25 protein-coding genes and 1 pseudogene are annotated in these 23930 nt (G+C 57.2%); 12 read left to right on the top strand and 14 right to left on the bottom strand.

The features are described 5' to 3' along the window. Positions 1–860: pseudogene (locus ABIB18_RS04960) on the top strand (PfkB family carbohydrate kinase). A 40-nt stretch (positions 861–900) separates the two neighbouring features. Here the strand turns inward: ABIB18_RS04960 and curA are convergent. Next, on the bottom strand, positions 901–1932 hold the full coding sequence (curA, locus tag ABIB18_RS04955; protein ID WP_089561552.1) for an NADPH-dependent curcumin/dihydrocurcumin reductase: 1032 nt from the start codon (positions 1930–1932) through the stop codon (positions 901–903). Positions 1933–2181: 249 nt separating this feature from the next. Here curA and ABIB18_RS04950 point away from each other — a divergent pair, with 249 nt between their 5' ends. Then, the gene (locus ABIB18_RS04950) at positions 2182–2994 is read left to right on the top strand and encodes an AraC family transcriptional regulator (protein WP_031376908.1); all 813 of its coding nucleotides are present in this window, start codon (positions 2182–2184) and stop codon (positions 2992–2994) included. Here the strand turns inward: ABIB18_RS04950 and ABIB18_RS04945 are convergent. Both ABIB18_RS04945 and ABIB18_RS04940 read right to left on the bottom strand, forming a co-directional pair. Then, positions 2970–3608 carry a LysE family translocator gene (locus ABIB18_RS04945; protein WP_031376907.1) on the bottom strand — a complete coding sequence of 213 codons (639 nt, stop codon included), beginning with the start codon at positions 3606–3608 and terminating at the stop codon, positions 2970–2972. The genes ABIB18_RS04950 and ABIB18_RS04945 overlap by 25 nt on opposite strands. Before the next feature lie 138 nt (positions 3609–3746). Beyond that, complete coding sequence (locus ABIB18_RS04940) at positions 3747–4280, bottom strand: GNAT family N-acetyltransferase (RefSeq protein ID WP_069728304.1); 534 nt, start codon at positions 4278–4280, stop codon at positions 3747–3749. 95 nt (positions 4281–4375) lie between these two features. Between ABIB18_RS04940 and ABIB18_RS04935 the strand changes: the two genes are divergently transcribed. Beyond that, on the top strand, positions 4376–4768 hold the full coding sequence (locus tag ABIB18_RS04935; protein ID WP_069728305.1) for a prolyl endopeptidase: 393 nt from the start codon (positions 4376–4378) through the stop codon (positions 4766–4768). On the opposite strand, the gene ABIB18_RS04930 is transcribed toward ABIB18_RS04935, so the two are convergent. Beyond that, on the bottom strand, positions 4769–5143 hold the full coding sequence (locus ABIB18_RS04930) for a DUF4440 domain-containing protein (protein WP_031376904.1): 375 nt from the start codon (positions 5141–5143) through the stop codon (positions 4769–4771). It abuts the gene before it with no gap. After that, entirely contained in the window at positions 5140–6516 is a 1377-nt protein-coding gene (locus tag ABIB18_RS04925) for an MFS transporter (protein WP_354473747.1), read from the bottom strand. Before ABIB18_RS04925 ends, ABIB18_RS04930 begins: the two co-directional genes overlap by 4 nt. 110 nt (positions 6517–6626) lie before the next feature. Between ABIB18_RS04925 and ABIB18_RS04920 the strand changes: the two genes are divergently transcribed. Next, a complete protein-coding gene (locus tag ABIB18_RS04920; RefSeq protein WP_354473746.1) occupies positions 6627–7535 on the top strand; it encodes a LysR family transcriptional regulator in 909 nt (302 codons plus the stop codon). A gap of 57 nt (positions 7536–7592) precedes the next feature. Further along, positions 7593–8222 (top strand): glutamate racemase, encoded by a 630-nt coding sequence (locus ABIB18_RS04915; protein WP_371316225.1) that lies wholly within the window; start codon positions 7593–7595, stop codon positions 8220–8222. Here the strand turns inward: ABIB18_RS04915 and ABIB18_RS04910 are convergent. Continuing rightward, a complete protein-coding gene (locus ABIB18_RS04910) occupies positions 8215–8964 on the bottom strand; it encodes a DeoR/GlpR family DNA-binding transcription regulator (RefSeq protein ID WP_354473745.1) in 750 nt (249 codons plus the stop codon). The two genes, ABIB18_RS04915 and ABIB18_RS04910, sit on opposite strands and share 8 nt — an antisense overlap. 82 nt (positions 8965–9046) lie before the next feature. On the opposite strand from ABIB18_RS04910, the gene ABIB18_RS04905 reads away from it, so the two are divergent. Continuing rightward, on the top strand, positions 9047–9631 hold the full coding sequence (locus ABIB18_RS04905; RefSeq protein ID WP_031376899.1) for an NUDIX domain-containing protein: 585 nt from the start codon (positions 9047–9049) through the stop codon (positions 9629–9631). Between the two features lie 43 nt (positions 9632–9674). Here ABIB18_RS04905 and ABIB18_RS04900 read toward each other — a convergent pair whose 3' ends face one another. Beyond that, the gene (locus tag ABIB18_RS04900; protein ID WP_046288317.1) at positions 9675–10778 is read right to left on the bottom strand and encodes an NADH:flavin oxidoreductase/NADH oxidase; all 1104 of its coding nucleotides are present in this window, start codon (positions 10776–10778) and stop codon (positions 9675–9677) included. A gap of 255 nt (positions 10779–11033) precedes the next feature. Then, positions 11034–11783 carry a glucose 1-dehydrogenase gene (locus ABIB18_RS04895; RefSeq protein WP_089561556.1) on the bottom strand — a complete coding sequence of 250 codons (750 nt, stop codon included), beginning with the start codon at positions 11781–11783 and terminating at the stop codon, positions 11034–11036. A 153-nt stretch (positions 11784–11936) separates the two neighbouring features. Here ABIB18_RS04895 and ABIB18_RS04890 point away from each other — a divergent pair, with 153 nt between their 5' ends. After that, the gene (locus tag ABIB18_RS04890) at positions 11937–12848 is read left to right on the top strand and encodes a LysR family transcriptional regulator (RefSeq protein WP_354473744.1); all 912 of its coding nucleotides are present in this window, start codon (positions 11937–11939) and stop codon (positions 12846–12848) included. A 37-nt stretch (positions 12849–12885) separates the two neighbouring features. Here ABIB18_RS04890 and uraH read toward each other — a convergent pair whose 3' ends face one another. Then, complete coding sequence (gene uraH, locus ABIB18_RS04885; protein WP_031376896.1) at positions 12886–13314, bottom strand: hydroxyisourate hydrolase; 429 nt, start codon at positions 13312–13314, stop codon at positions 12886–12888. Positions 13315–13759: 445 nt separating this feature from the next. On the opposite strand from uraH, the gene ABIB18_RS04880 reads away from it, so the two are divergent. From ABIB18_RS04880 to ABIB18_RS04865, 4 genes are all read left to right on the top strand, one after another. Further along, on the top strand, positions 13760–14779 hold the full coding sequence (locus tag ABIB18_RS04880) for an alpha/beta hydrolase (protein ID WP_354473743.1): 1020 nt from the start codon (positions 13760–13762) through the stop codon (positions 14777–14779). A gap of 407 nt (positions 14780–15186) precedes the next feature. Then, positions 15187–15357, top strand: coding sequence for a hypothetical protein (locus ABIB18_RS04875; RefSeq protein ID WP_158087049.1), 171 nt, complete (start codon positions 15187–15189; stop codon positions 15355–15357). Positions 15358–15381: 24 nt separating this feature from the next. Next, entirely contained in the window at positions 15382–16395 is a 1014-nt protein-coding gene (locus ABIB18_RS04870) for a hypothetical protein (RefSeq protein WP_354473742.1), read from the top strand. Positions 16396–17306: 911 nt separating this feature from the next. Beyond that, positions 17307–17642 carry a gamma-glutamylcyclotransferase family protein gene (locus ABIB18_RS04865; RefSeq protein ID WP_031376892.1) on the top strand — a complete coding sequence of 112 codons (336 nt, stop codon included), beginning with the start codon at positions 17307–17309 and terminating at the stop codon, positions 17640–17642. Between the two features lie 341 nt (positions 17643–17983). Here ABIB18_RS04865 and ABIB18_RS04860 read toward each other — a convergent pair whose 3' ends face one another. The 5 genes from ABIB18_RS04860 to ABIB18_RS04840 form a co-directional block, all read right to left on the bottom strand. Further along, positions 17984–18952 (bottom strand): VOC family protein, encoded by a 969-nt coding sequence (locus ABIB18_RS04860; RefSeq protein WP_354473740.1) that lies wholly within the window; start codon positions 18950–18952, stop codon positions 17984–17986. A gap of 176 nt (positions 18953–19128) precedes the next feature. Continuing rightward, positions 19129–19998, bottom strand: coding sequence for an NAD(P)-dependent oxidoreductase (locus tag ABIB18_RS04855; RefSeq protein ID WP_046288315.1), 870 nt, complete (start codon positions 19996–19998; stop codon positions 19129–19131). Positions 19999–20005: 7 nt separating this feature from the next. Next, a complete protein-coding gene (locus tag ABIB18_RS04850) occupies positions 20006–21094 on the bottom strand; it encodes a 4-oxalomesaconate tautomerase (RefSeq protein ID WP_159222970.1) in 1089 nt (362 codons plus the stop codon). Beyond that, positions 21091–21813 carry a 4-carboxy-4-hydroxy-2-oxoadipate aldolase/oxaloacetate decarboxylase gene (locus ABIB18_RS04845; protein ID WP_069728314.1) on the bottom strand — a complete coding sequence of 241 codons (723 nt, stop codon included), beginning with the start codon at positions 21811–21813 and terminating at the stop codon, positions 21091–21093. The genes ABIB18_RS04850 and ABIB18_RS04845 overlap by 4 nt, the downstream gene beginning before the upstream one ends. After that, the gene (locus ABIB18_RS04840; protein WP_046288314.1) at positions 21810–22547 is read right to left on the bottom strand and encodes a PIG-L deacetylase family protein; all 738 of its coding nucleotides are present in this window, start codon (positions 22545–22547) and stop codon (positions 21810–21812) included. The genes ABIB18_RS04845 and ABIB18_RS04840 overlap by 4 nt, the downstream gene beginning before the upstream one ends. A gap of 129 nt (positions 22548–22676) precedes the next feature. On the opposite strand from ABIB18_RS04840, the gene ABIB18_RS04835 reads away from it, so the two are divergent. Beyond that, the gene (locus ABIB18_RS04835) at positions 22677–23903 is read left to right on the top strand and encodes a LysR family transcriptional regulator (protein ID WP_031376888.1); all 1227 of its coding nucleotides are present in this window, start codon (positions 22677–22679) and stop codon (positions 23901–23903) included. Positions 23904–23930 lie beyond the last annotated feature (27 nt).

Raw genomic sequence — 23930 nt, 5'->3', positions numbered from 1 at the left:
ATGAGCAAAATTGCAGTCACCGGCAGTCTTCATTACGACATTATGCTGGACGCGCCACATCGTCCGGAGAAAGGCGAAACGGTGATGGGCAGCGCCTGTCACTATAAGTTTGGCGGCAAGGGCGGGAATCAGGCGGTAGCGGCAGCCCGCGCTGGCGCAGCGGTGCGCTTTGCCGGAGCGGTAGGCAGCGTCCGCAGGGCCGCTTTCTGCTTGAGCAGCTGCTTCAGGCGGGCGTGGATTGCGCCGCGGTTACCACCCTCGATCATCTGCCGTCGGGCATGAGCGTGGCGATTACCGATGCCGAAGGTGACTATGGCGCGGTGGTGGTCTCTAACGCCAATCAGCACATTGCCCTGTCGGCGTTTGACCAGCCGGACTTCTGGCAGGATGTGACGATGCTGGTGCTGCAAAATGAAGTGCCGGAATCGGTCAATCTGCGGGCGGCGCAGGCGGCCCGATCGCGTGGCATTGCGGTGTGCGTCAATGCTGCGCCGGCCAGAACGCTGTCGGCGGAGTTTGAACGCTGTATCGATCTGCTGGTGGTGAATGCGATTGAAGCGCGCGATATGTGTCAGATCGGCGTGCAGGATCTGGCTTCGGCGCGGGCCGCAGCCGAGGCGCTGGGCAGACGTTTTGCGCGGGTGGTGGTCACCGCTGGTGAACATGGCGTGGCGTATAGCGAGGCGGGCCACAGCGCGAGTCTGGCGGCGCAGAAAGTGACGCTGGTCAGCACGCATGGCGCGGGCGATTGCTTTGTCGGGGTGTTGTGTCAGCGCTTAAGCGACGGGGCAACGCTGTCGGCGGCGGTTCATGAGGCGAACCAGGCGGCGGCAGAGCACGTTTCGCGACTGCCGCACTGATTAGCCAGCGTGCAACGTCAGTGACGCTGCACGCTTTACCTTACGACGCGACTTTTACCACCGTTTTACCGAAGTTTTTGCCGTTCAGCATATCGATAAACGCCTGTGGCGCCTTCTCCAGTCCCTCAATCAGATGCTCGCGATAGTGGATTTTTTTGCTTTCCACCAGCGGACGCATCGCCTCAAGGAATTCCGGATAACGATCGCCGTAATCCTGGAAGATGATAAAGCCCTGCATGCGGATCCGGCGTTTAAGAATGCCTGCCATGATCAGCGAAGTGCGGTCCGGGCCGGGCGGCAGCTCACGCTGGCTGTAGGCAGAGACCAGACCACAGACCGGCACGCGCGCCGCCGTATTCAGCAGCGGGAACACCGCATCGAACACTTTGCCACCCACGTTCTCAAAGTAGATATCAATGCCGTCCGGACAGGCATTTTTCAGCTGCTGTTCAAAATCGGCGCTGTGGTGATCGAGACAGGCGTCAAAGCCCAGCGTTTCCACGGCGTAACGGCACTTCTCTTCGCCACCGGCAACCCCAACTACCCGGCAGCCTTGCTGTTTGCCTAACTGGCCAACCGTCGCCCCGACCGGTCCGGTCGCCGCTGCGACGACCAGGGTTTCACCGGCTTTCGGCTGACCGATATCCATCAGGCCCATGTAGGCGGTGAAGCCTGGCATCCCGAGAATGCCCAGCGCCCATGACGGGTGCGGCAGATCGTTGCCCAGCTTCGCAATCTCTTTGCCATCCGAGACCGCATATTCCTGCCAGCCGCTTTGTGCCAGCACCCAGTCACCGGTCTGGAAATCACTGTTTTTTGATTCGGCGACCTGACAAACGGTCCCGCCGACCATCGGCTGATCCAGCTCGGCCGGCGCGGCGTAGGATTTACCGTCATCCATGCGGCCCCGCATGTAAGGGTCGAGCGACAGGTAAACGGTGCGCAGCAGCACTTCACCGTCTTTCAGCTGCGGGATTGGCTGCGCCACATAGCGGAAATTCTCTTTGGTCGGCTCGCCGTGGGGGCGAGAAGCCAGTAACCAGGCGTGATTCTGATTCGCGTGTTCAGTCATGCTGTCATCCTTTTATGGCTGGGCAATGCGCGTTGCATTGCCGGGTGAACGTCGACCAAGTGTAGATGACATCTGACGGGCTGCGTTTAGCGCTGTGGGCGGTAAGGGCGCTGGCTTCGGCAGCAGAATGCCCGCTGATGCTTGCCCGGCGCGGCGCGAACGGCGGCGGACCGATTGCATTAGCGACGGCAAAATGGTGTGATGAATCATCGTGACAGAGACAGCCGCTGGCAAAAAAGGGACGGCAGAATGGCGCTACATTCCTCAGCGTGGTTCAGTTTTAACGGCATTGAATGCTCGCAGGTCAGCGCCCGCGACGCGGTTTTTCCACGTCATCTGCATGATGAGTATGTGATCAGCGCCAACCTGACCGGCGTTGAACAGATCTGGCTGGCAGGCAAAACCGCCGAGGTGAAGGCCGGGCAGGTCACCGTATACAATCCGGCCACGCTGCAGGCCTCGCGCTTTGATCGCCACGGAGTGAGCTTCATCAGTGTGCATCTGCCACAGTCGCTGCTTCAGAGCCTTGCCCGCGCGCACAACCTCAACAGTCACCAGCAGGCTCCGGCGTTACGTGAAGGGGTGCTGGATGAACCGCGTCTGTTTAACGCCTTATGTGCCTTCGCCGGGGCGAGCCGGGAAGATGACCTGGCGGATCAGCAACAGCGGCTGCTGTCGCTGTGTGGTGAACTGCTGCAACCCGAACAGCCCGCTGATCCGGCGGAGCATCGGCTGGTGGCCGCGGTCAAAGCGCAACTGAATGCGGCGCTGGATAGCAAACCTTCGCTCGACCATCTGGCCCGCCAGGCGGGTGTGAGCAAGTATCACCTGGTACGCTGCTTTAGCCGCCATACCGGTCTGCCGCCGTTGCAATATCATATGCAGCTACGTCTGCACCGGGCCCGTCAGCTGCTGCGTAACCGGGTCCATCCGCTGGAGGCGGCGCTGGCGCTGGGCTTTTACGATCAGAGCCATTTCATCAATGCCTTCCGGAAAGTGATGGGCGTGACGCCGCACGACTACGCCCGGCACACCGCTTACGGCAGCATAAATTCCCGATAGCCAGAGACGATCACGTAGACAGCGAAATAGCTGAAGATGATGGCCGAGGCGATGGCGCAATATTTCAGTAAGCGCTGACCCAGTGCCCGGCCGCCCAGATGCCCGACCAGGCACAACGCGCAGGTCCAGAGTACGCCAGCGATGAAGAAGCCGCCGAGAAAAGCGGATGAGGTGGCCGCGCTCTGCTGACCGATGCGGGAAATCAGCGCACCGCCAACGGTGGCGAACCACAGAATTGCACTCGGCGAGGAGAGCGCCAGCAGCACGCCACGGGAAAATTCACGCTTCAGCGGACGCGGCGGCGCGGCCGTCTCCAGACCGACTGGCGCTGCGGGACGTGCGGCGGCAATCGCCATTTTGACCGCGAACCACAGCAGCATAGCGCTGCCGCCAATCCACAACACCCAGCGTACCGCACTGAACTGCAACAGCACCGCCATGCCGGAGAGCGCCAGCAGCGCATACACCAGATCGCCGACGCAGGTCCCGATGCCCAGCCAGAAACCCTGGAAATAGCCGCGCTGCATCGCCAGGGTAATCATCGCGATGTTCGCGATACCGATATCGAGGCACAGCGACAGGCTCAGCAGAAAGCCATTAGAAAACGGCATCATGCGGCACCGCCCGGCAGGGTGAATAGGGTGAGGAGTAAGGCTGGCATCAGGCTTCCTGTTAGCAGTAAAAAGGAAACCCGATTTCATCACCGGCGGGCGAGAGGCATATTGGAAAAAATTGCGGAAAAAATGGCGGATTCACTCCGGCCGGGCCAGCCACGCTGCGCGCGACAGCGCATAAAGCTGGCTCGGTGCAGCATCGGCGACGTCCTGAATCTCACTGACATAGCGCAGTCCGGCTTTCTCCAGCACCTTAATCGACGCCTGATGGTGTTTTCTGACCCGCGCTTCAATGGTACTTAACGCCAGCGCCGTAAAGCCATAACCGACGGTGAAGCAGGCGAATTCCGTGGCGTATCCCTGGCCCCAGGCGGCGGTTTCAAAGCGGTATCCGAGATTATTCATCCGCCGTTCATCCTGCAGGTGCACGCTCAGGCCGCCAAAACCAATCGGCTTATCGGGATGCGCCTGACGGGCAATCGCCCAGCGGCCGAAGCCGTCATCCTGCCAGCCCTGTAGCCATGCCTGTAGTACGTCATGGGCCTGCTGGCGATCGCGCAACGGACCGGCCGGATTAAAGGTGTTGGTGGCCGGATCGCCATAGATTCGCCACAGGTCGGCTTCATCTTCTGGCCGGACCGGCCGTAGCAGTAAACGTTCAGTGTGCAGCATGTTATCAGCCTCGGCGGGATGCGGTTGCGCACCCGGCGTAACGGGGAGATCAGGATGCTGTGATAAATAACAGTAAACCCGAAGGAGAGAAAGCGATGAATATTCAACAACTGCGTATCGCGCGGCCGGTGGCCGATCTGAACCGAAGCAGCAGGATGTATTGTCACGGCCTGGCGCTCAGCCCGATTGGCGCGTTTGAACAGCATCAGGGATTCAGCGGCGTGATGCTGGGTCGGGTCGATTTAAACTGGCATCTGGAATTTACCCGCTGTGATGCGCATCCGCTGACGCCGCAGGTTTCCGACGACGACCTGCTGGTGCTCTATATTCCGGCCCGAGAACAGTGGCTGACCCACTGTCAGCGGATGGATCAGGCGGGATTCCAGCGGCGGCCGGCCTTTAATCCGTACTGGGATCGGCAGGGAGTAACCTTCCTGGATGCCGATGGCTATCGGGTGGTGTTGCAGCACGCCGCCTGGCAACCCTGACTACTCTGGCTGGCGCGTCTCGTGCAGGTGCCGCCACAGCAGCCGCTCACCCTGGAGCGTAAACAGCACGCTGGACCAGCGGACAATGGGCGTCTGGCCCGGCTGGTGGTGATGCTCACGGTATAACACCACCGCGCCCTGCGGCCATTCCGCCAGTAAGGTCAGCCGATCGAGCGTAATCTGCAAGCCTGGCCGGGCGCCGCGCTGGCTGCTGAACATCGCGCTCAGCGCGGCGTAATCAATGGCGGTGCCGCCTAGGGTAATCATAGAGAATTCAGCATCAAAACGGCTCAGCAGCGCGTCGCCGCTGCCTTCACTCAGCCAGGCTTCAATCGCCTGATGCGCGTCGATGACTTCACGAAAATAACGGTTCATACAGACTCCTTGTGGGGGGATAAACGCCGGACGATGGCACGGTTATCAAGGCCAAAGCTGGCCAGAATTGGCAACAGGCTGATCAGCGCGGCGCTGTAAAAGGTCAGCTGGTAAGCCAGAGATAACGCCAGATGGGCGGAGAGCAAATCAAGCAACAGGCTCAGCAGCGCCACGCCAAAGCAAAAGCTCAGCTGGCGGTTAACCGTCCACAGGGCGCTGGCGTGCGGCAGCGCGTCGTCGTCGGTCTCAAGAAATGCGCTGCTCTGAGCGGTGCTGCTGCACAGGCTGCCGCCAGCCCCCATCAGGGCAAAGGCCAGCATCAGTCCGGGCAGCGGAACCGGGGCGGTGACCTGCGCCAGTACGCCTATTCCCAGCGCCTGAAGCAGACAGCCGGTGACGATCAGCGGGCGCGGGCCGATGTGATTGAATCGTTTACCGGTCAGCACGATCGCCAGTCCCGACGCCAGTGACCACGGTAGCATCAGCATGCCGCACGCCACCGGCGTCAACCCGAGCTGCGCCTGCAGATAGAACATGGCGATCAGGCTGATACCGATAAACATGCCCGGAACGCACTGATAGACCGTCATGGCGAAGCGCATCAGCTGACCGGGATGCATCGGCAGCAGCGGATGGGCATGGCGACGGCTACTGCGGATAAACAGGGCAGCCAGCAGCCCGCCGGTCAGCAGCAGCGCCACTGCCTGCGGCCGTCGGGCCGGCTCGCTGATCCAGGTTAATCCCAGTAACAGTGCGGCCAGCGCGCCACAGCCGCTGAGCAGGCCAGTCACATGCAGCGGCGGCCGGATGGCGGGCAGTGGCTCGCGTTTGATCCAGCAGGCGGCCAGTAACAGCGTCAGCAGTGAGACGGGCAGGCTGACCATGAAGATGCCGCGCCAGCTAAGCGTTGTCACCAGCAGGCCGCCCAGCGAGGGTGATAACGCCGGCGCTAACAGGCCGACCAGCATCACCGCCGCTGACAGTCTGGCGCGTTGCTGTGGCGGATAGAGACGCCAGGTCAGCGCCTGGCCGACCGGGATAATCAGGCCGCCGCCGATGCCCTGAACGACCCGCCAGCCGATCAATGCCGCCAGGCTGGGTGCCAGTCCTGCGCCAGCGGTTGCTACGCTGAACAACAGTAAGGAGCTCAGAAATACCCGTCGCGCGCCGATACGCTGGCTTAACCAGGCGCTAACAGGGATGACTAAGGTCAGGCCAAGAATATAGCCGTTGCTCACCCAGGCCAGCTCTGCCACCGAGGCATGCAGGCTGTGACCGATAGTCGGATAGGCGACGCTGCCGATAAACAGGGTGATCAGGTCGATAAAAAAGCCGAGCAGGAATACCGTGGCGACTTTACTGCGATAGGTCATAAGTGGGCTCTCCGGAACGATGAGCACACTTTAGGCGCGGCAGAATGTCAGATAAACCCCGGATTCAGCGATATACTGTCAACGCTTTTTTGACAATAAGGATGATGCCGATGCTCAATCTACAGCGGGTGGCGATGTTTGTGGCGGTGGTGGAGAGCGGCAGTTTTACCGCCGCCGCGGCCTCGCTTGGCCAGACTAAAGCGGCAGTAAGTTTCAGCCTGCGGCAGCTTGAAGCAGAACTGGGCGTGAGCCTGCTGCTGCGTACCACCCGGCGGCTGGCGCTGACCGCGGCAGGCGACACCTTTTACCGGCGCAGCGTAACGCTGTTGCAGGATGCGCAGGGAATGCTTGACGACGTGCAGCGCGATCACCGTGGATTAACCGGCGAGCTGCATATCACCAGTACGCCGGAATATGGGGTGCAGATGATTATTCCGGCGCTCACTGCCTTTCAGCGGCGACATCCCGATTTGCGTATCCGGCACGTCGCTTCGACCGCGACCGACGATCTGATTTCCGGCCGTTTTGATGTGGCTATCCGGTTGGGCCGGTTAGCGGATTCCACTCATCGGGCGGCGCTACTGGATCGATTTGCGATACTGCCGGTGGCCTCACCTGAATGGCTGAACCACCATCCGGTTGACTCGCTGAGCGCGCTGGCGCAGGCCGACTGGATTGTGCATAACCGGCTTACCGACCCGCTGCGCTGGCAGCTTAGCGGTCCGGACGGTCAGCGGGTACCGTTTGAGATAACCCGGCCGGTCAGGTTTTCAGCGGACAGCGCGGCGGCACTGATGGCATTTGCGCTGCAGGGTAATGGGGTCGCGCTGCTGCCGGAGTGGCTGGTGAGTGAGGCGATTGAACGCGGCAGTCTGTGTCATCTGCTGCCGGATTACGCTTTTCCGATGCAGGGCATTTATGCCGTCTATCCGGATACCCGACACGTTGCGGAAAAGGTGCGCGGCTTTATCGACTTTTTACGTCAGCGGATCGCCTTAAGCGCTGGACAGGGCAGCTAAACGGGTAAAGTCTGTTAGCTGCTCACTCATCTCACATCACCCAGCCCGGAGAGAACCATGAACCTGCTCTGCCTTCATACTGCGGCCAGTAATATCGCCATTTTTGACGACGCTGCCGCCTCGCTGTCTACCACTACACCGCCGCTTAACCACCTGGTGATGCCCGACTGGCTGGCAGAGGCGGAGCGCAGTGGCGGCATGACGGCGGAATTACGCGCCCGGATCGCCCGGCTGATTGATGCCTTGCTGCCGCAGATGGATGCGATTGTGATTACCTGCTCAACCCTGGCTCCGGTCGCCGATGATTTTGTCGCGGCCGGTCAGCATGGCTGGGTGCTGCGTAGCGATAAAATGCTGGCCGAAGCGCTGCAGCGTCATCAGGGACCCTCGGTTGCGCTTTGTGCTGCGGAATCGACGCTGGAAGCGACCCGATCATTGTTTTGCCGGGCAGGGAGCGAGGTTGAGGTCCGGCTGGTGGAGGGCGCCTGGGCAGCCTTTAAAGCCGGTGATAGTGCGGGTTATTTTGCCCTGATTGCAGAAGCGGCGCAGCAGGCTTATCAGCAGGGCGCAGGTCAGGTGGCACTGGCGCAAAGCTCGATGACACCAGTGGCGCAGCAGTTTGCTGTCAGCCAGCGGCCGCTGACCGCGCCGCATCTGGCTTTACAGGCCTGTTACGCCCTCAGATAAGGGTGACGCCGTGGGCGGTCAGTGCCTGACGCAGCGGCTCGCCCGGCGGCGTATCGATCACCAGCGTACTGGCCAGCGAGAGATCGCCAATCGCAAAGGCTGAAGCGGAATTGAGTTTCTCGGCTGAGGCCATAACCACGGTTTCCGCCGCCCGACCGGCCAGCGCGCGTTTTACCGTAGCCTCTTCAAAATTACCGGTGGTAAAGCCTGCGGCCGGATGCACACCGGTAACCCCCATGAAAAACAGATCGGCATTGATGCGGTTGATCGATTCCAGCATCGCCGCGCCGACCGCCACTACTGAGTGTTTATAAAGCTGGCCGCCAATCAGGATCACCTCGACGCGCGGATGATCGGCCAGCGCCAGCGCCACGCTCGGACTGTGAGTCACTGCGGTAAAATCCAGCGTCGCGGGCAACAGTCGCACCAGTTCAGCGCTGGTGGTCCCGCCATCGATCAGAACGATCTGTCCGGGCTGAATCAGCGCAACGGCTTTTTGCGCAATTGCCCGTTTTGAGGCGGTTTGCACGCTTTTGCGTGTTTCAAATCCCGCCAGCGCAGCGGAAACCGGCAGGGCACCCCCATGGACCCGCTGCAACAGTCCTTCGGCCGCCATTTCACGCAAATCCCGTCGTACAGAGTCCTCTGAGACACCAAATCGCTGGCTGAGGTCGCGCGACTGCACCTGCTTTTCGCTGGCGAGCAGGGCGAGGATCGCCTGTTTACGTTGTCCTGATAACATCAGTTTTTCTGCCTGTTTTTTCTTGATAGTGCACGATTGTGCATGATAGCGTGACCGCTGTCCACTCATCGAGGAGATCACTATGCAGCAGAACCGTGACCGTGTGCGCATCATCAGCGAGCAGTTGCTGTCGGATAACTGGTACACCCTGAAGAAATACACCTTTTCGCTGTTACGGCGTGATGGGCAATGGCAGGAGCAAAGCCGGGAAGCCTATGACCGCGGCAACGGTGCGGTGGTCCTGCTGTATAACCGTGACAAAAAAAGCGTGGTGCTGACGCGCCAGTTCCGTTTTCCAATCTACCTTAACGGGCACGACGGCTTCCTGATTGAAGCGGCGGCGGGACTACTGGATAACGCCTCGCCGGAGACGCGCATTGTTGCCGAAGCCGAAGAGGAGACCGGTTTTCGCGTCACGCGGGTCGAGAAGGTGTTTGAAGCCTTTATGAGTCCCGGATCGGTTACCGAAAAGCTCTACTTCTTTATCGCTGAATATGCCGATCAGCAGCGCAACGGTGAGGGCGGCGGTATCGCTGAGGAGGGGGAAGATATCGAGGTACTGGAGATGGATTTTGACCAGGCGCTGCAGGCGATTACGGACGGTGACATCATGGATGCGAAAACCATCATGCTGCTGCAACATCTGCGTCTGAAGGGCATTCTTTAGTAATCTGGCTGGCAGGCCGTCGTGAGGCGGCCTGCCAGTGTGCTTATTCGTCGCGGGTCAGGATGCCTTTGACGTCGTGCGGTTCTGATCGCAGATACTGCGGCGGAACCCGGACTTTACCGTCCAGCGCGGCCGCTGCGTGCCACGGCCAGCGCGGATCGTAGAGAATACCGCGTGCCAGTGCCACCAGATCGGCTTCACCCTGCTGCAACAGATCTTCTGCCTGCTGTGGCTCGGTGATCAGACCAACCGCAATCACCGGAATGGATACCTGCTCACGAATATCGCGGGCAAACGGTACCTGGTAATTCGGGCCGACGCTGATTTTTTGCTTGTCAGACAAACCACCGCTGGAGACGTGAATATAGGCACAGTTGCGCGCTTCCAGCTCGCGGGAGAAGGCGATCGACTGATTCACTTCCCAGCCACCCTCAACCCAATCCGTTGCCGAAATGCGCACGCCAACCGGTACTGACGCTGGCACCGCATCACGCACCGCCTGGAACACCTCCAGCGGGAAGCGCATCCGGTTTTCCAGCGAGCCACCGTACTCATCGCTGCGCTGGTTCGACAGCGGCGAGAGGAACTGGTGCAGCAGATAGCCGTGTGCGGCGTGCACCTCAATCAGCTCAATGCCAAGCTTTACTGCCCGGCGGGCGCTGTCGACAAACGCCTGTTTTACCCGCGCCAGCGCGTCGGCGTCCATCGCCAGCGGTTTGGCTTCATCTTCGCTGTAGCTCAGTGCCGAAGGTGCCACGGTTTGCCAGCCCTCTGCTGCATCAGGCGCAATCTGTTTGCCGCCTTCCCACGGCACTGCGCATGACGCTTTGCGTCCGGCGTGTCCCAGCTGAATGCCAATCGGAATCGACGAGTAGCGACGGACATCCTCCAGCACTGACTTCAGTGCTGCTTCATTGTCATCATTCCACAGCCCTAAATCACCGGGAGAGATACGGCCGATATCTTCGACGGCGGTGGCTTCAATAATCAGCAAACCGGCGCCGGAAAAAGCCAGCTGGCCAAGGTGGATTCGGTGCCAGGCGGAGGCATTGCCGGCTTCGGCTGAATACTGGCACATCGGCGCAATCACAATGCGGTTTTCCAGCGCAAGTTCGCCCAGTGAGACAGGTGAAAAAAGTTGGCTCATGTTATCTCCATGGTTTTATGACTAACGTGACAGGGAATAACTATAGCGGGGGATTAGGCGGATTGGGGGCAGCGCAACGTGACATTTTATGACAGCGGGCAGGGTTGCTGCGGATTGCCGCCGCGCTTAAGGGGCTTGCCAGGGAGTCAGACGCTGAGTGTATCTATCCGGTGTGGCGATGATTTTCCGCACCGGTTATCCGCAAAGAGAACGGCCTGACTGCACCGTTCTTGCTGATCCGTCGCGGGATGAAAGTCAGACCTGCGCCATGCCGCCATCAACAAACAGTTCGGTGCCGTTGATAAAGCTGGCTGCATCCGAGGCGAGAAACGCCACCGTTTTGGCAACCTCTTCGGGTTTGCCCAGCCGACCGAGCGGGATCTGAGCCGCCAGCGCATCAAACAGTCCCTGTTGCTGATCTTCACTCACCAACCCGCCAAGGCCAGGCGTGCGGACCGGGCCGGGGCTGACGACGTTGACGCGAATGCCACGCTCTTTCAGATCCAGTGCCCACGAACGGGCGAAGTTACGCACGGCGGCTTTGCTGGCGCTGTAAACGCTAAAGGCCGCGGTGCCCTGAATCGAGGTGGTGGAGCCGGTCAGAATAATAGATGCGCCATCGACCAGCAGTGGCAACGCTTTCTGCACGGTAAACAGCACGCCACGCACGTTGGTGCTGAAGATGCGATCGACATGCTCTTCGGTGATTGCCCCCAATGGCATCATGTCACCGCCGCCGGCGTTGGCGAACAGAATATCAAGCCGTCCAGCCTGACTGGCGATGCGGGCGTAAACCGTATCAAGGTCATGCAATTGCGAAGCATCGGCGCGGATGCCGGTGGCGGCGCTGCCGATTTCCGCGACGGCGGCATCCAGTTCAGCCTGGCGTCGGCCGGTGATAAAGACCTGCGCGCCCTGTGATGCCAGTTCGATAGCCGTCGCCAGACCAATTCCGCTGGTGCCGCCGGTGATCAGTGCAATCTTTCCTGCCAGTGATGGGTTCATCTGTTGCTCTCCGGATAAGGTAGGTTATAAAGCCGATGTGTCCCGGGCCGTTACGTTGCCCGACTGATGGCTACTGTAGAGCGGCAGGATTGGCAGATAAATCGGGTAAAATGAAAATAACTATCCACGGGGATGGATAATAAGGGGGAGAAAATGGATCAGTTACTGGCTATCAAAGCCTTCGCTCGGGTGGTGGAGAGCGGCAGTTTTACCCGTGCGGCTGACTTGCTGAATATGCCGAAAGCGACCCTCAGCAAGCTGGTCCAGCAGCTGGAAACCCATCTGTCGGTCAGGCTGCTCCAGCGCACCACCCGGCGGGTGACGGTAACCTCAGAAGGACGGGAATATTATGAAAAATCGCTGCGTATCCTGCACGATCTCGACGATATCGATGCTTCGTTTAACGTGCTGCGCAGTAAACCGCGCGGGCATTTACGCATCGATATCGGCGGTTCCACCGCCCGGGAGGTACTGATCCCGCTGCTGCCTGATTTCTTTGCTCGTTATCCCGACATCACGCTGGATCTCGGGGTGGCCGATCGACCGATCGACCTGGTCAGCGATAACGTTGACTGTGTGATACGCGGCGGACCGCTGGTCGATTCTTCACTTATTGCCCGTAATATGGGGTACGCCACGCTGATTACCTGCGCCACGCCTGCCTATCTGAAAGCCTTTGGCGTGCCGGCGTATCCGGATGAATTGCGCAATGGTCACCGGCTGGTCAGCTATCTGTCACCGCAGAGCGGCAGGCCGTTTCCACTGCGTTTTGAACGCAACGGCGAGAAAATCGAGATCAAGAGTGCGCATCGGATTGGCGTAAATGAAAGTAATGCGCATCTGGCGGCGGGACTGGCCGGGCTGGGAATTATCCAGACCTTCAGCTACAGCCTTGGGGCATTTCTGCAACAGGGGGAACTGGTGGAAATACTGCGCGACTGGCGGCCAGCGGGCTATCCGTTTCATCTGGTCTATCCGCAGAATCGTCACGTCACGCATCGGTTGCGGGTGTTTATCGACTGGCTGGCGGAGTGTTTTCCGGCGCGGGTGGCGGGAGAGGGTTAATCCGGCACGGTCAGCGTGCCGGATGCTTTCAACAGGCTTAGTTACCGCGATAGGTTGAGTAACCGAACGGGCTCAGCAACAGCGGAATGTGGTAATGCTCGCCACTGGCCTCCATGTTGAACTCAACCGGGATTTCCGGGAAGAAGGTTTTCTGGTTGTTCTTTTTATAGAAGTCACCGGTTTTGAACACTACGCGGTAGCTGCCCGCGCTGGCGGTTTTATCCTGCGGGAACAGGGCGCTGATACGGCCATTATTGTCGGTCACGCCTGAAGCCAGCTTCACCCAGTTGTCCTGCTGTTTCTGATCCAGTTCAACTTCAATACCGGCGGTCGGCTGGCCGGTTTGCAGGTTGAGGACGTGGACGCTTAACGGATTTTTTGCCGCAGCCGGTTGTGCAGCAACAGCAGAAGCAGAAACGCCAGTGGCCAGAAGTACAGTTGCGATCAAAGCATGTGAGGTTTTCATCAATGTTTCCTTTATTGACGGGGTTTATTTGCAGCAATAGTAGAGCGGTTGGCGACAGAGCGACAATTTGCGGCGGAAAATGTGAAATTTCCGAGGCGCAGCCGTCAGAAGCCATGAGCCAGAACTCCACTTAGTTACATCATACAGTTACTCTTTCAACTTACAGTCATCAGGCAGTATGCAGATTGCAATGGCTGAACAGTCAGAAAAGCAGGGTCTTTACCTAAGTTTTGATTTTTTTAAACTTCTCAGAAAGGGGGCTTAGTGGCAGATAATTGATGCAGATAGCCGCAAGGTTAGCGGTTAAAGGCGAAGAATGCATGACAGGGTGAATGCATCATTTAAATAGCGCACTATTTGATAGTTTACAATTCAGTTCTGGCGTGTCATTGTCATGCCAACCAGATAGCACACTACTTAATAGCAAATTAATGGGGATCCTGTGATGAAAATGAAACTGACCGCCAGTGCATTATTGTTAGCCAGCCAGATGAGTACCGCGTTTGCTGCACCGACTGAAAACAGCCCACAACCGACCGCCGGCGTTGCCGCTTTTCTGACAGCGCTGAACAGCGGCGGTGGCAAACCGATTGAGCAGCTGTCGGTTAAAGACGCCCGAGCGGTGTTGACTGGCGCGCAGAAGGGCGCAGAACTGCCGCCGGCACAGGTTTCACAAAAGACCATTACTGTACTGGGCCAGCCACTGACGCTGACCATCGTTAAGCCTGAGCACGCCAGCGGTACATTGCCGGTGTTCATGTTCTTTCACGGAGGCGGCTGGGTGCTGGGTGATTTTCCGACCCATGAGCGGCTGGTACGTGACATAGTGAATGCTTCCGGCGCGGCTGCGGTATTTGTCAATTATCAGCCGTCGCCAGAAGCGCATTTCCCGGTGGCGATTACTCAGGCTTATGAAGCCACTAAATGGGTTGCCGAACATGGCGCTGAAATTGGCGTTGACGGTAAACGTCTGGCGCTGGTTGGCAACAGCGTTGGCGGTAACATGGTGGCTGCGGTTGCTTTGCAGGCGAAACAGTTTAAAACCCCAGCCATTCGTTATGACGTGATGCTGTGGCCGGTTACCGATGCGCGGTTTGATACCGCGTCCTATGATCAGTTTGCTGACGGACATTTCCTGACGAAGAACATGATGAAGTGGTTCTGGGATAACTACACCACATCAGAAAAAGATCGTAATAACATCCTGGCGTCGCCGTTGCGGGCAACGACCGCACAGCTGAAAGGGTTGCCACCGACGCTGATTCAGACCGCAGAACTGGACGTGTTACGTGATGAAGGTGAAGCGTTTGGTCGTAAGCTGGATGCAGCGGGCGTACCGGTTACCGTGACGCGTTATAACGGCATGATTCATGATTACGGTTTGCTGAACGCATTAAGCCAGGAACCAACGGTCAGAACGGCTATCAGCCAGGCCGGTGAAGAGCTGCGGTCACATCTGAAATAAGCAGGCCGGGCGGTATCATGATGCCGCCCGAATTGTGTTTCACCAATACGGCATTTTCACCGCATGAGTGCTTCAGCAACCGTTAACATCGCAACACTAACCTTATACCGGTGGACTTCAGGCCAGCGCAAGCTGTTGAGATAATGTTTCCCGGAGGTTTCTGCGAGCAAATGAAGCCGAGAGGAAAGGGTGGTTACTTATTGATTTACAATGATAAAATCTCAATCAGATTAATTGATTTTCATTTTTGAAATTACATCGGCAGTTTGTCAGTGTAGTCATCTTCTCTGTTTAAGCATCATGGGCTGGCCGAGGCTAAATCAGCCGGCAGACGAGTTTTGTCGTTCGAAACACTGGAATGGTCAGACGAAAGGGTATAAATTTGTAGTATTGTTTACTGAAAGGTAATGTGGTTTCTTAAAATGACTCCGTCTGAAATCAAAGAAGCACAACACAAGCGTTATGATGAAAAAGCGGCAGCCATTGTCCGGGGTGAAGACGGATATAAACCTGCCGAGAAATCGCGCTACAGTAAATCCTGTAAACTTTCATCTAAGCATATCGTCAGCTTTTCCTGATGCTGTCTGATATGGCAAAGCAAAATGAACCATCTTCCAGCAGATGGTTTTTTTATGTCACCTGATCCTGTCATCCCGCCTTTTGAACAAGCCTATATTCTCAATAAGAAATTGATTGATAAGGCTAATACTTTATCTGATCCCGTAATAACCGTGGGCGGACAAGCCATTCAGTACTGGGTTGCTTATTACCGGGAGCTTTACAGAGATGCTCTGCCAGATGCCCGTCTTGTTACCTCCGTAGATGTCGATTACGCCGCCCGACGCCATGATGTCGCTGCAATAGCTGCAGCTCTCGGTGTGGATCCGAATATGAATGGACAAGGACAGCCACCATCACTGGCACGATTTGCCCTGGTTGACCTTAAAACACAACAGATTAAAAACGTTGATGGCCGATTCTTTGCAGACCCGGATAGTCCTGAACGTCCAAACACGGTGGATGTTATCGATTTTCCATCAGGATTCAGCTACAAAGACTTTTCCGGCGATAGACTGCAGTTAAACACTGAGAGGTTTATGATTGAGCAAGATAGCGCCACATCTGCAGAATCACACGAACTTATCAGGGTCATCAATCCGATCGCTTGTATCCGTGCAAGGTTAAGCAATCTTAGCGATTTGAAACGTAATCCGGCAATAGAAGTCGCTCGTATCAAAGCGATGATGCTTCCTGTTGTCTACTTTTTACTGGAGAAATTTGATGCAGTCACCGATCCCGCTGATGAAGCGGAAAGGTGTCCAGTCAGGTTTCGTGAGATGAAAGCCTACCTCGACGAGTTCTTCCGGATATCCATGCAGGAAACAAATATACGTGTTCAGGTCGAGCACAACATAAGCCTGCATCTAATTCTGGAGCAGCTTGCTGCGGTATTTGAAGCTGAGCCAGAAAGTTACTTCGTGCCGCAAGCTTTATGGACTAAAGAGCTGCCGATCAAAGCCGCCGCTCTGAAAAATAATGTAGCCAGAATTGGTCGGGATAAGCAGCGCCGTGCTGAACAACAACGGCAAAAAGAGATGCGTGGCAATAAGAAGTGAAACGCGTAACGGGGAGCGTTGAAATGGCTTACTGTCGACGCACAGAAGCGGACCTCATAGACGAGGGATAAAATCGGGAAGGCAGAGGAAAGGGGATAATATGATCGCTGTGGCTGAGTCAGATATTGCCGTGTTAATACCTTATTTAACATAATATACATTATGCGCCTTTAGATAACCGCCTGATTATGATGGCCGGACATCGCTTGATTCTGCCGTTTACTCTCGTTCGCCCCATGATCCTGACTGGCTCAATAACTTCTTTACTCTCAGACCAACCTATAGATCATTCCCCGGATTCTCTTTCTGCGTTCGCTGGCATAAACCGCTTTCCTCTGTGTCAGGAACGCCGGAACTCCAGCAATCATTCTGCAATCCTCTTTGCGACAACTTTCCCGTGCGACATCGTTCTCGCTCAACATGCTTTGCGGCAACCGTACTTCTGCAACGGCACGTTCGGTTGGCCACACCAGAAGCAGCGGCAAACAATCTCCTGCACCATTGTTATTAAACGGCTCGACGTCGTTACTGATTGTCGCGCTGCCAGATAAACCGCACTGTACCGGGCTTTGTCGTTGCTGTCTTCCTGCCAGCTATTGCCTACTAAACCGGCCTTTGCTACTGCTACTGCAAACACGCTAAGTCACTGGCATTGCCCGATGAGGATTGTCTGCTTCCTTTACCGGCCAATCGGGATAAAACGGCTGAAACAACCCGCGATTTTGACAACGCTACGTGAATTCTGCACCTGCCGCGTGACTACTGGGCCGCAGAATTTATCACAGCGCGTCATTTTATCGCTGGCTGAATTACCGTCCGATGATAAAAGCCGAAATCCGCCCGGCTGACATGACAATGGCTTTCAGGCAGGTTAAAGTTGCCGGCTTCGGCTGTGATCCTGATGAGGAAAAATGAAACGCTTATTTGTTTATGGCACGCTTTGCCCTGGCCGTGAGAATGCCCATATCCTGGAACAGATTGGCGGTGAATGGCTGCCCGGTTCGGTGACCGGCATTTTCTACCCGCGTGGCTGGGGTGCGGCGGCTGATTTCCCCGGCATCATTCTGGATGACCAGGCGTCACCGGTGCCGGGTTATCTGTTTATCTCCGATCGGCTCGACGAGCACTGGCCGATGCTGGATGAATTTGAAGATGGCTACGATCGGGTTGAAGTGACGGTTAACACCGGCAACAATCAGCAGTTAACCGCCTGGATTTACCAGCTGCAGCCGCCATTATCAGCCTGACGGCGCAGCCATCCCCGGCCAGTTTGCCCTGCGCACGCCCTGCTCTTTTAGCGTTTTTATCACCGGTATTGATGCCGATCCTGTGGATGATGCCGATCGTGTATCGGGCCAGCGTGCAGCGCGGTAATGCCAGCCGCTTTGATTAATCGGTTACCCCGAAGCCCCCTTTATATCGACCTCTCATGCTGATTCGCAAAAACAAACAGGCACAATGTTTGATGAGTAATTAACGGAACAACCAATGTATGATGTAACTAATAGCCGTTATCGATCCGACTTTTTTCTGCTTTAACAACAGCCAGATGACCGGTTTGACGATTTCGTCATCTGACTGCCGATGTTCACTTCGCGACGGGTGGCGTACCGTGCGTGTGGAAGGTTTCAATCGTCTTCAGGCCCCACGCCTGGCCTTTTTTGCGCTCCGCTTCGGTCCAGATAATTGGCTGCCAGTCTGGTGCCAGAATCAGCCGCGCGCCTGAGTTAGCCAGCTCCACTCGATTGCCGGCCGGCTCCCAGACATAGAGGAAAAAAGTGCCCTGAATCGCGTGTTTATGCGGGCCGGTTTCGATGTGTACCCCGTTTTCCAGAAAAATATCGGCGGCGCGCAGGATATCTTCCCGGGTGTCGGTGGCATAGGTGATGTGATGCAAACGGCCCCTGCCGCCTCCCTGCTCTTCAGTGCAGGCCAGATCGTAGGTTTTGTTATTGATGGTGAACCAGCAGCCGCCAATCCGGCCATTATCCAGCGCGATCATCTCGGTGACCCGTGAACCGAGGCAGAGTTCCATGAAGCGTTTGAACTCTCTGACATCCTCCGCCAGCAGATTAAGGTGATCGAGACGACGGGGAGACGCGCCACGTCCGTGATAGCGTTGAGCCATATTTTTTAACGAAGGCCGCTCATTGGCTTCAGCCTGATAGCGAACGGTATCGTAGTAAATCTCAAACACATGTCCAAAGGGATCGGCAAAACGGAATGCGCGGCCGTGACCCTGATCGTCCTCTCTCCAGCCAATCACTTCATATCCACTTGCCTCAATGGCCGCGACGCGCCGCATCAATGCCGCCTGCGAACTGGCCCGGTAAGCGATATGTCCGACTCCGGTGGTGGTATGACGCGTCAGTTTTAAGGTGTGAAATTCATAATCGTCCCAGGCACGTAACCACGCGTGATCATGGTCCCTGGCCGAGACCGTAAGACCATAAACGTCGACGAAAAAGGCAAGACTCTCCTCGAATTTGTCGGTATAAATCTCAACATGTGCAAGATGTGCAATATCATGACAGGGCTCAGAATGCGCTGTGGTCATGAAGACCTCCTTATTGGTGTAGGCGTACTAATTTTTTATTTAAGGGTCAGACGTTACCGATCTTTCTGGCTGAAAATCAGGGAGTTTTAGCCGCTAAGCGATGAGTTTCCTTGTTTCTGTGATGACGTTACCAGCCGGTTGCGGCCAGCAAATCTCAGCCGGTGAGCCGGAAAACGTTATCTCAATCGTTGCAGGGCCTCCTGCCAGATAAAGGGACTGAGATCGCGGTAAGCAATCCCCAGCGCCGCCATCCGGGCCGGTAAATCGGCCTGTACCTGCTGAGTCGCCTGGCTCATGACGCCCGCCACAGCCACATCATGCAAGGTTTTGACCACTTCAGCCATCTCCTCTGCCCGCCGGACGCCATGCTCGGCCACCCGACTGATCAGATAATGCGGCAAGTGGTGGTTCCAACCCAGCGCAGGAAAACTGGCGTGCAGCGAGGCGAGTACCGCCTCTTCCACCCCGTATTGCTGCGCCGCGCTGAGGCATTCAGTGGTCAGCGCTTCCAGTCCTTTAATCATTACGCTGCGACACATTTTAATGGCTGAGACATCGCCAATACGATCGCTGGCCGCCGTGGCGTTAATGCCCAGATGATTCAACCGGGCCGCGACGTTGTCTGCTGCCGGTCCGCCGATTAACAGCGGTGTGCCCAGCCGTTTGGGCGGCACCGGTGCCATGACCGCCACATCCAGATACGTCCCCGCGCCGCCAGCGATTGCTTGCGAGGCGGCACGTTTTGTCTCGGGTGAAACCGAATTAAAGTCCAGCAGTTGCTGGCCGTTCGCCAGCAGCGGAGCAACCTCGCGCGCAACGCAGAGTGCGTTTGATGCGGTAACCAGCGATATCACCCAGTCTGCGCCATCCAGTGCTTCAGCAACGGAATCCGCCGGCTGCACGCCAGACTGCTGAGCCACATCCCGCAGGCCAGAAGCCTGCTGCCCGCAGAATTTTTTATCCCAGACCCGAACCTGCGCCACACTCGCCAGATCGTGAGCATAAATTTGTCCCGCCTCGCCAAATCCGATAATGGCTATCTGCATAACTGTCTTATCCCTCCTGCCGTGACCAGACTGAACCCGGAATGGCCACGCGCCCGTCAAACAGCAGGCGCGCAGTGCGGATCAATCCACTGTTAATCACATGTCCCGCCGCATCACGCGTCAGCATCACGCTAAACTCGCCGCTGGGATGTTCGACAATCAGACGTTGTTCAGCAGCCGCGCTGATTTTTGCCAGCCCTTCCGCCACCGAACCGGCAACCAGACAGGCCGTGGCGACACTGACCGCGCCTAACACGCCAATCGCGGCGTGACAGCGGTGAGGAATAAAGGTCCGGGTGGTGATCGAACCGTTGTCGACCGGTGCGGAGATCAGCGTCATTTTCGGCACGCTGCGCTGCGCTACATCGCCCAGATGCATCAACCGTCCCGCCTGTAAGCGAATCGACTCCAGCCGTGCTTTCAGCGCCTCATCTTTATTCAGCTGATCCGGCGTTTCGCGTCCGCTGCGCTGCAAATCGGCGGCACGGATTACCACAACCGGCATACCATTATCGATGCAGGTCACCTCAATGCCGTCAATGCTGTCGCGCGCATTACCGGTCGGCAGCAGTGCGCCGCAGCTTGATCCGGCGATGTCCTGGAAATTCAGGATTTGTTGCGCGGCGTAACCCGGCACGCCGTCAATGCGGGTATCGCCCTGATACTCAACGCAGCCCTCCGGCGTAGCGATGGCCGCTTCAGCAAGCTGGCCGGTATTGACCATATAAATGCGCACTGTTGTCAGCGCACCGGTTACCGTTACCAGCCCTTTTTCAATCGCAAACGGCCCGACCGCGGCAAGAATATTTCCGCAGTTCTGTCCGTAATCAACCACGGCTTGTTCCACGCTAACCTGAGCGAACAGGTAGTCTACGTCGGCATCCGGACGCGATGAAGGAGAGATAATCGCCACTTTACTGGTCAGTGAATCGGCACCACCGATACCGTCAATCTGTCGGGCATCAGGCGAACCCATCGCCGCCAGCAGGACGCGATCGCGCGTGGCGCTGTCCGCAGGCAGATCCGTGGCCAGAAAGCAGGCGGCTTTTGACGTTCCGCCGCGCATCAGCATGCAGGGGATCAGGGTCTGTTTCATACACCGCTCTGCTGCAGTTGATCAAGTGAGTCAACGTAGCGCAGCCCCTTTTCAGCCAGCTGCGAACGCATCTGATAAATATCGAGGCCATACTCACCGGCAGCCAGCCGCTGACGTTTGCTCTGTTCCAGTGCTTCACGTTTCTGTGCAGCGACCGCGACCGATTCGGCCTGCAGACGCGGCACAATCACCACGCCATCATCATCCGCGACCACGATGTCTCCCGGATGGATCAGCTGCCCGGCACAGATGACCGGCACGTTAACTGAACCCAGCGTCTCTTTCACCGTGCCCTGCGCGTAAACCGCCCGTGACCAGACCGGAAACTGCATATCTCTCAGCGTCTGGCTGTCACGAATCCCGATATCCCCCACCAGCGCCACCACGCCGTGCGCCTGTAAAGAGGTCGCCAGCAAATCGCCAAAATAACCATCGTGACAGGCTGAAGTCGGGGCCACCAGCAGGATGTCACCGGGCTGGCACTGCTCAACCGCCACATGAAACATCCAGTTATCGCCGGGCGAAACCAGCACGGTCACCGCGCTGCCGGCTACCGCGCAGTTTTGCTGGATGGGACGAATACCAGCGTCGAGCAGACCACTGCGTCCCTGAGCTTCATGGGTAGTCGCCACGCCGTAACGGGCAAAACCGGCCACCAGCGCGGCATCAGCACGCGCAATGTTGCGCACAACGATACCTTTTTTATTCACCAGACTCATGACAGATCCTCCGTCACCCGTGGCAACAGGCTCTGATAACCTTCAGCGTGGCTGATCACTTTCGATGAGCCGATCCCGACGTTACGTTTGGCCTGAACGCCCCGCTGCAAAGCTACCCGCGTATAGTATTCCCACAGGTGTTCCTGACCCGCCATGCACTGGATGGCCGCATATTTCTTGTCCCAGACCGCGCTGATATCAAGCAGCACGTCAGGTTTCCAGTTGCACTGCTCAGGCTGATGCGGCTCAAAGCTATAGACCGGCGGCGCGCCGATAATGGTTTCACCAGGACGATAACCTTCGGCCTGCGCAATGATCCGCGCTTCCTGCGTCAGATGCGCAGCCAGCGGATGATCGTAGTTATAGGGATCGTTAACCGAATGCGTCAGGACGAAGTGCGGCTGCACCTGACGGAATATGTCCGCCAGCCGGAATAGCGTCTCTTTATCAGCGCGCAGCGGATAATCACCCAGATCCATAAAGCTAATAGTTGCCCCGAGAATGCGGGCAGCCGCCTCGGCCTCTTCCTGACGACTCTGCTTTACCTTCGCCTCGGTCATGTTGCCGCTGCGCCACAGCTTCGCCGATTCGCCCCGCTCGCCATAAGAGAGGCATACCACATGCACCTCATAACCCCGCGATGCATGCAGCGCAATGGCACCCCCCGCACGCCAGACAAAATCAGCTGAATGGGCGCTGACAACTAACGCACTCTTTTTACTCATCTTTTCCATTATCTCATCCTGCCTTTGCCGTTTTTTTCATCCTGGCATGCAGCACTGCGGCTGGATAATGTCTTTCATTGCATGCGTTATGACTTTTATTTATGTTGTGATTCAGGGCTCATCGCTGGCGTAAGAAAAATGGAAAACGGCAGACAGGAATTTGACATTAAAATCATGCAAATACGCGCTTTTTGTATGATTGCGGACTGCGGCACGATTTCCGAAGCGTCGATAAATTTATTTCGTACCCAGTCGGCGATCACCCGTTCGCTGCGTGATCTGGAACACAGTTTACAGACGCCGCTGTTTGAACGGCATGCCAGCGGGATGCTGCTGACCGAGATGGGCAAATGTGCCCTGCCGCGCGCCCGGCGAGCCATTACCGAACTGCACGCGATCCCGCCGATCCTCAGCAAAATGCGGCGGCGGGATAACGGCCGTGAAGAGGCGGAACCGATCTGGTTATTTAACCTGCGACGGCTGCAAATTTTTTTAGCGCTGGACCGGCTTCATCACACTCAAAGCGTGGCGACGTTGCTGGGTATCAGTCAGCCAGCGGTGAGCGCGGCGTTGAAGGTGCTGGAAAAAGGGGCCGGGCTGCCGCTGTTTCAGCGCACGCCAAAAGGCATGATGCCAACGTCAGCGGGACAGGAGATCGCCCCGTTTATCAGCCGTGCCCTCAATGAGATACGGCATATCCCGGAAGACCTCGCCGCACAGCGCGGCATTCTGACCGGGACGGTGCATGTCGGTGCGCTCCCGCTGTGCCGCAGTAGCCTGTTACCGCTGGCGATCACCCGTCTGGTGGCGCGCTATCCCGGAATAAAAGTGGTGACCAACGAGAGCGCCTTTGATGCGCTGATTAAAGAACTGCGCGCCGGAGATATTGATTTTATTCTCGGTGCGCTGCGTCAGCATCACAGCGCGTCCGATATCCAGAACCAGCTGCTGTTCGATGAAGAACTGATTCTGCTGACGCGTCCGCAGCACCCACTGAGCGGGCGTGCCGTCAAACCGGAAGATCTGCAGCAGGTGCAATGGATCCTGCCGCGTGAGAACTCTCCTGCCCGTCATCTGCTGGACCGCGCGTTTCAGGCCGCAGCGCTGACTGCGCCTCAGCCGGTGGTAGAAAGTGGCGATCTGGCGATAGTGCGCGGACTGCTGCTGAATTCGGATATGGTGGCGGTGGTCTCTTCGCATCAGCTTGAATATGAGTTGCAGGCCGGAATCCTGACGCCGCTGGCGCTGAACCTGCCCGATACCCGCCGTGAGATAGGACTGACCTTTCGTCTGGGGGCGCTGCATTCGCCTGCTACTCAGGCGCTGCTGCGCTGCATTGATGAGACGCTGACCCGGACAGCCTAAATGAAACTCATAGCGATAAGGATGTCA

The organism is Pantoea sp. UYEF8 (assembly GCF_040546285.1).
Classification (GTDB): domain Bacteria; phylum Pseudomonadota; class Gammaproteobacteria; order Enterobacterales; family Enterobacteriaceae; genus Pantoea; species Pantoea brenneri.
Note: the sequence above shows the minus strand (reverse complement) of the source record. Positions and strands in the feature narration are given on the sequence as shown.